The 7,505-nt window shown below is 38.2% G+C and carries 6 protein-coding genes; 3 read left to right on the forward strand and 3 right to left on the reverse strand.

Annotated elements, in window-relative coordinates; all coding sequences use genetic code 11:
* Positions 1–88: 88 nt before the first annotated feature.
* Positions 89–1,675: a glucose-6-phosphate isomerase gene (locus RMY32_RS12810; protein WP_322715233.1), complete on the forward strand. Its 1,587-nt coding sequence runs from the start codon at positions 89–91 to the stop codon at positions 1,673–1,675.
* A gap of 246 nt (positions 1,676–1,921) precedes the next feature.
* Here the strand turns inward: RMY32_RS12810 and RMY32_RS12815 are convergent, their stop codons facing one another.
* Entirely contained in the window at positions 1,922–2,581 is a 660-nt protein-coding gene (locus RMY32_RS12815) for a Nif11-like leader peptide family natural product precursor (protein ID WP_322715235.1), read from the reverse strand.
* Positions 2,582–3,268: 687 nt separating this feature from the next.
* Here RMY32_RS12815 and RMY32_RS12820 point away from each other — a divergent pair.
* Together RMY32_RS12820 and RMY32_RS12825 are read left to right on the forward strand one after the other, a co-directional pair.
* Entirely contained in the window at positions 3,269–3,586 is a 318-nt protein-coding gene (locus RMY32_RS12820; protein ID WP_322674981.1) for a hypothetical protein, read from the forward strand.
* Positions 3,583–3,945 carry an aspartyl protease gene (locus tag RMY32_RS12825; protein WP_322715236.1) on the forward strand — a complete coding sequence of 121 codons (363 nt, stop codon included), beginning with the start codon at positions 3,583–3,585 and terminating at the stop codon, positions 3,943–3,945. Before RMY32_RS12820 ends, RMY32_RS12825 begins: the two co-directional genes overlap by 4 nt.
* A gap of 107 nt (positions 3,946–4,052) precedes the next feature.
* On the opposite strand, the gene RMY32_RS12830 is transcribed toward RMY32_RS12825, so the two are convergent.
* Positions 4,053–5,507, reverse strand: coding sequence for a DUF1802 family protein (locus RMY32_RS12830; protein WP_322715237.1), 1,455 nt, complete (start codon positions 5,505–5,507; stop codon positions 4,053–4,055).
* Entirely contained in the window at positions 5,504–7,369 is a 1,866-nt protein-coding gene (locus tag RMY32_RS12835; protein ID WP_409882868.1) for a P-loop NTPase fold protein, read from the reverse strand. The genes RMY32_RS12830 and RMY32_RS12835 overlap by 4 nt, the downstream gene beginning before the upstream one ends.
* Positions 7,370–7,505 lie beyond the last annotated feature (136 nt).

The following is a 7,505-nucleotide window of genomic DNA, read 5'->3' on the forward strand; positions in this document are numbered from 1 at the left end:
AAACTGTAAACTGTATAAGGCTAGGCAGGGATCGCTATAACCTTACATTAAACTGGTTTTTGAAAAACACTTTATTTGAGATTTCCCTATGGATGCTAGGGCACTTTGGCAACGATACCAAAACTGGTTGTATTTCCACGAGGGATTGGGACTGTACTTAGACATAAGTCGGATACGGTTCGATGATGCCTTCGTGGATTCGTTGCGGCCGAAGTTTGACAAGGCGTTTGCGGATATGGCTCAACTAGAGAAGGGTGCGATCGCAAATCCCGACGAGAACCGCATGGTTGGACATTACTGGCTGCGAAATCCTGATTTAGCGCCAGCTCCAGAACTTACACAAGAAATAGTTCAAACTCTAGAACAAATCGAAGCCTTTGCGGAAAAAGTCCAAACAGGTGCTATTCATCCTCCCAGAGCAAGCCGCTTCACGGATATTATCTCCATCGGCATTGGTGGTTCCGCTCTCGGCCCCCAATTCGTCGCGGAAGCTCTCGCTCCTGATTTCCCGCCCCTGAAAATTCACTTTATCGATAACAACGATCCCGCAGGTATCGATCGCGTTCTCAATTATCTACGGAATAGCCTCTCCAGCACTTTGGTTTTGGTAATCTCCAAATCTGGAGGAACGCCAGAACCTCGCAACGGCATGATTGAAGTTAAAAAAGCTTACGCCGGACACAATTTGGAGTTTGCTCAATATGCGGTAGCAATTACCAGCGTTGATAGCAACCTCGATAAGCTGGCCAAAGAAGAAGGCTGGCTGGCGAGATTTCCGATGTATGACTGGGTAGGAGGACGCACCTCAGAAATGTCTGCTGTGGGGCTAGTACCAGCGGCATTACAAGGCATTGATGTTCGCGCTATGCTAGATGGCGCCAAAGAGATGGATGACGCTACCCGCGTCCCAGATGTAAAAAATAACCCAGCAGCCTTGCTTGCTTTGTCTTGGTACTTTGCAGGTAACGGAAAGGGCGAAAAAGATATGGTTGTTCTACCTTACAAGGACAGCTTATTTTTATTCAGTCGCTATTTGCAACAGCTGGTGATGGAATCCTTGGGTAAAGAAAAAGACTTAGATGGCAACGTTGTCCATCAAGGTATTGCCGTTTACGGCAACAAAGGCTCAACAGATCAACACGCTTATGTCCAGCAGTTACGCGAGGGTGTAGCGAATTTCTTTGCTACCTTCATCGAAGTATTGGAAGATCGTCAAGGCCCATCCACTGAAATAGATCCAGGAGTTACATCAGGCGATTATCTTTCCGGTTTTCTCCAAGGAACCCGACAAGCGCTTTATGAAAATCACCGCGATTCGATTACAGTCACGATTCCCCAAGTTAATCCTCGAATTGTAGGGGCATTAATTGCTTTGTATGAACGTGCTGTTGGTTTATACGCTAGCTTAGTCAACATCAATGCCTACCATCAACCTGGCGTAGAAGCTGGCAAAAAAGCTGCTGCCTCCATTCTCGATTTGCAAACACGAGTCGTAGCAGTTCTACAAAAAGAAAAAACTCCCCTTTCTCTTGACGAACTTGCCGAGAAGGCAGGCGCATCAGAACAAGTTGAGGCAATTTACAAGATTTTGCGTCACATCCATGCCAATCAGCGGGGTGTAGTTTTACAAGGCAATCTTCAGAAACCCAGTAGTTTGACCGTTTCTGCTAGCTGATAGCTCTAATCTAAATCTTAGATTTTGTCTAGAATTGTTGTCTCAACAACAATTTTTTATTGTGAAGCATCCTAAATAGAAGATATATCTTCTGTCTAGGATGCTTTACCGTATAATTCGTAATTCGTAATGACGCTCCTGCGTCGCTAACGCTGCGCTAACGTAATTCGTAATTAAGTTTGATCGCTCAATATCGTTCGTCTAGATGTTGCTTTCTTCTCTTTCTTTGCCTAATTACGAATTATTTTAATTATGAATTGCCATCAGGCGTTGATTAAAGTAACTCTTAGGTAAAAAACAGCGATCGGGTAAAAAAGGATTGTTGAGGTTTTGACATAAAAAAGTGCTGGGTTTATCCCGATGACAAAATGGTGGCACGATTCCCCAATGTTCTGCTAGCCAAATCCAGTATCCTGTTTCAATTCTGCCGTAGCTTGATACTGTGAGAATTTCTCCAACGCTGTTGTTAATAGATACTAAATCTGATGCTGATTTGATGTCAATTAGCAGCCAAGCTAACTCATCAGCAGAAAAGTAATAGCCATTTTCGGCAGCAATATAGACGAATTGCTGCGGATCTTTAGCTATTAGTAATTCTTCTTTGAGAGATGGCGTTTTTTGGGCAACATCGAAAAGATCCCAAATCTGTCTTCTCGTAACTAGAAACCAGGCGAGTTCTTCTGCGGTCAAATTATAACCGTTTTCTCTTGCTAACTTGAGAAACGGCTCAAGGCTATCGGTTTCTGCTAGTTGACTTTTCAACTGGAAAGTTTGCTCTACTAGTGACAAGAAATCAATGATCTTTTGCCATGTCACTTTGTCAAAATTTTTGTTAACTTTTATTTTTTCTTTCCAATAAATGTATTTATCTTCTTTAAGAAAGAAATTCCAAATTTGATAATACATGGGTCATCTTGCCTAAGTTGTAAACTTGGTAGAGGTTTATGATTAATGAACACCAGTGTAGTAAGTATAATGTGTTTCTTCGACAGTACTAAATTTTTATCTAATGTAAATGAAGTTACACAGTAGTTAAGTATAAAATTTCTGTAAAGTTTATAACTATAAATAATAGTTACTGAGAAAAAGATGAAAGATTGCGATGCCTTGTGATGAGTTGCAACTAAGATTTTTATTGCTTCTCATAAAATAAAATTAAGTCAATAGATAGTATTAATTATTCATGAAGTAATTAATTGTAAAGCAATCTGTAGTTTAGTTATTTTGAAACGAACTGCATATTTCTACGGAGAAGAAAGCTAAGTATAGCGTATTGTAGAGAAGGCCAGAGGTTAACTGAGGTTTTTTTATAGCCATCTAAATAGTAAAATTACATAGAAAGTTCCAGCGATCGCCTGTATCTTCCTGTTAACTAAAATTAAAGCAACATTAAAAAATGGGCTTAGTGAATTATTAGGCTTGTATCTCAACTTTAAGATAAATGCGATGCCCATGGCTGGCTACGCCTACGCACTTCAGTTATTTTTAAACGAACCGCCAATACGCAGAGAGAAGAAAAGAGATAGATTGTACTCGCGTTTATATTTCCGTAAAATAAAGTTAAGACAGCATTAACAAATAGGGCTAATTACTATGGCTGAATCAACTGCAAAACAACCTGCACGTCGAGGCAGAATCTTTCCAGAACGAATTTTACCACCAGAAGAACTTGCTAGACGCAAAGCTGAAGATGAGGCATTTTATCATCGCTGTCGGGAAATTTTTGAGCGCGTACGTCCTGATTTGATTAAGGAACACTACGGCTGGTATATTGCAGTAGAGCCAAATAGTGGTGATTACTTAATTGATGTGGATAAAATGCAAGCTCATAAAAAATCCCTTGAAAAATACTCAAATAGTAGACATTGTGTATTCTGTTTAAATGAAACGGGAACAACTGGCACAATATGATTCAGGGGGACTTTGGAGATAATGGGCAACTATTTTTTGAAATTGATTTGATTACATTTGATGGATTAAATTTGTCTGTAGATGCTATGTTGGATACTGGTTTTACAGGCTTTCTCGCTATTAATAAACAAGATTTAGAGGGTTTAGACTGGTTTTATATTGGTGAGGAATCTCTACGAACTGCTAAAGGAGAATCAAGATTTGATATTTATTTAGGCAAGGTGATATTAAACGAACAAGAGTATGAAATTAACGTTTATGTGGGCAATGAAATTACGGAAGTATTGTTAGGCTCAGAATGGCTAAAAATTCTGCCGTTGGTAGTGAATTATCAGGCTGGTATATTAACTTTAGGATAACTGCGATGCCTACGAATGGCTGCGCTTATGCACTTCACCTATTTTTAAATGAACCGCAGAGTACGCCAAGAGCGCGAAGGTAATAAAAGAGATATATTTTACTATATTTAGTTAATAGGTAAATCGCGGAGAAAGTAAAAGCGATCGCTCTTCCAATCACTACCCTTAATTCGTCCTAAATAGCCTGTTAAAGGTGAGGAAAGTTCTATCAGAATTTCGTGCATTTCTGCTGTTTTGATTGGCTGTGGCGGATGCGATCCGAAATACGCGCCATGTAGAGCTTCAACACCAGTAGATTCTATACCTGAGTTTTCTAAATAGTTTTTGACAAGCTGGGTAATGTGCGAGCGCAATTTAATCTCTCTCTCAGCTTTATCAATATATTCATTAATTCTATAGTCAATTTGCCCAGGTTCTAAATATTGCTGTAATTCGACTAAATTAATAGCACCTGTATATTTGACTTTGAATTCAACTAACTTTTGTAAAGTCATAGCATTAATAATACTTACTTTCCATTTTTGCGCGGCTTTTAGTATATCCGTAGATGGATTACCTGGGCCAATTACTAATTTTGCCGAATCAAAAAATTGATCAGCACCTAAATGCATTCCGCCTAGCTTAATTAATTCCTCAACTGTACCGCTAGGAATAAGCCTACCCGCTTTACACTCGCAAACAATAGGGTAAGGTTTTGAACAAAATAAATCTAAGCCTCCAGCGCCACCTTTGTAAGCATTTTCAACCTTGAATCCTAAAAACTCCAGACTTTGACGTGCGATGTTTTCAAAATCTGTACCAGCTTGGTAGTTGCTTTTTTTCTCCTCTAGCTCGATACTGCGATCGCCCAATTTTGCAATATCATTTATCCAAGCTAAATTCGGATCGGCTTGCTTAATTAGCTTGTCACTATTCCAACCTAAAAATACTTTGATATCATCGTCTAATTGTTTCGCGGCTGGTTGGCTAATGGTTAGGGATGCGATCGCACTCTGCAATTCTTCTAATTCAGGATGCAGCGGGGGTTCTAGCTTTTCTAACTGGTGTTTGCGTAGGGCGAAGGTGCGATCGTTTAATACTGGTAAATCAACAGATACCTTCAACGCAGCAGGTAAACTTATAAACTGGTTTTGTGGATTCACAGGTATTTCAATTGGCTGAGATAACAAATAGACACGCAAATAAGCAAGAAAGATATGCTTCTTTTGCAGCAAAATCTCTTGTAATCCTTTTGTTGTCCAAATATTTAATTGTGACAAAGCTTTTAACGATTCTGAGTGATTTACGATTTGGCACAGTTCACACTTACCCCAAGATTGAATCCAGACTGTTTCAGAACTTATTGGAGGAATAACTTTTTGGGTAATCGTCAAGAAATTTGATTTGTAGTATTTTTCATCGGGTAGCACGTTGATTGAGGTTGCAGAGGGATAAAGAGCAAAGGAACGCCCCGGATGAATAAATGTCCGGGGTAGAGCTATAATTATTCGACCCTGTAGCAAAGCTTCAACGTCGGGAGAAGGTAGAGATAAGGCAGTATTGAGCAAAATTAGATTACTCATAAACCAAGTTTAATCATTAAATTATCAAGCATATCATCTAGTTGTTTAGTTCCATTTTGATTTTGTATAGGCTGAGTTTCAGCAACACATTCCTCATTTATTAAGCCACTGGGAATTTGACCAGATGGATCGCTTAAAATTTCACGTATTAAGTAGTTATCAACTGCAATTTTCTGCTGAACTATAAACTGAAAAATCTCCTCTTCACTAACTTCATAATCTTTGCAAGCTTGCTTAACAAATAAAATAGCTAAAAGAGGCTTAATATCTTCAACATTAAGTTGAATAAATTCTCCTCCTAAGTTTTTAGAAAGTAGTTTATCTAAATACTCTTTTCCTTTAGTATTCTGTTTCACATCTTTAGCACGAACTAAGCAGCCACGAGTCATATCAAATGTTTTATAATCTATTAATCTTTTCAAGGCAGCACTTACAAATTTATTGCTAGATTCTTGCACCACTGCTACTACTATTTTGATAACTCTTCCATCTTCCTTACCAATAACTCTAAAATTGAGATAGCCTTTGTCTACATTTTTGACTATAACTTCCTCAACCTCATCGATTTTTACTCTCTCTACAGTTTCGCCTTTCAGAGTTAATAAACAAAAACGTATAGCATCAGCTATAGTATTACTGTCTTCAAAGTAATTTTCTATTGTATTATCAAGTGCTGCAAGTTCTTTATTAAAAGCTTTTTCAATTTTATGTAGTGGAGCTGTTTCCACCAGTGGGATACCAGGCAAATTCCAATTATTTGTACACCACTGTAAAACCTTTCTAACTATTGGTTTTTCTTTACCAAGTACTCGTAAATTATTTTCATCAAAAGGATAGACCGGATGAGGTGGAGTTAAGTTATTCGTATCATAAAAATCTTTCAGCCAGTGCGAAACAAGAGTTACTACATCATCACTATTAAGATGCCTTAAATCAAATTTCTTTTCACCAATTCTATCAATAACTGAATCTGCTTGTGGTACAACTTTAACTTGTTGCGTCCAAGTTTCATCGAACATAGCTAGAATTAATACCCCACGTTTAATTCTGCTATATATATCTTTTGCAAACAGAGCAATAACCTGTGCTCTTGTAAAACCCTGATCGTTACAATTGAGGCTTTCTAACTCATCAAAGCAGATGACTATTGTCTTATAATCACCAATTAAGTCTAAAATTTGGCATACTGTTTGGAATGCTTCAGCTTCTTTATCGTCTTGATTAGTATTTGGTAATCCCATAGAGTCTGCTTGTGACTGGGCTAAGTCTCTGCCAGCAAGCCAATTAGTTGCAAATGAAACTTTATCTAAAGAAAGCGTCCATAAAATAGCCTGAATCAAATAAGGATTTTCAATATTTGACTTAAGTTTCAGTACTTTAGCAGTCAAGGCATCAACTATTTTAGGATGTTGAGCTAAAACCCCAGGAAATCGCTTCATTAACTCTTGAGGAGTGTAGCTTGACTTATATACCTCATTGACTAAAGTAGTTGCGATCTCTTGCCATTGCATTACACTTTGATTACCAGTCTGTTTTAGACTAAATGACAATGTGTTTAGAAATTTAGAATGTATTTTGTTTGAGTCACCATAATCAACTTCGCTCATATAAACAAAAAAACTATCACCTTCATCCAGAATATGGTAGCGAATCCGACTCATTAAGTGACTTTTACCCAGTCCTTTTTCAGCTTTAATAGTTATACCAATAACTGAACGTTTTCCTGTGCTGATTTGCTCTATTGCCTGATAAACAGCATCTGATACATGAGCATTTATGGAAGGAACATCAGGAAAAGTTTGGTTCCAGATATCATAATTTCTGACTACTAATGATCTATCAAATGGGTTATGGCTTGTAATAACCCAAGTTGCGGGTTATCAAGCTGTGGGTACTTTGCACTTGAATAGTCGTGCGCTCGTTCAGGACGAAGTGGCGGTTGCACGTCGCGCAACCGCCACCTCAATTAACTCAAAAATACAAATACTGAATTAGATT

The sequence above is a fragment of the Nostoc sp. ChiSLP03a genome (genome assembly GCF_034531215.2).
In the GTDB taxonomy this organism is placed as follows: Bacteria; Cyanobacteriota; Cyanobacteriia; order Cyanobacteriales; family Nostocaceae; genus Nostoc.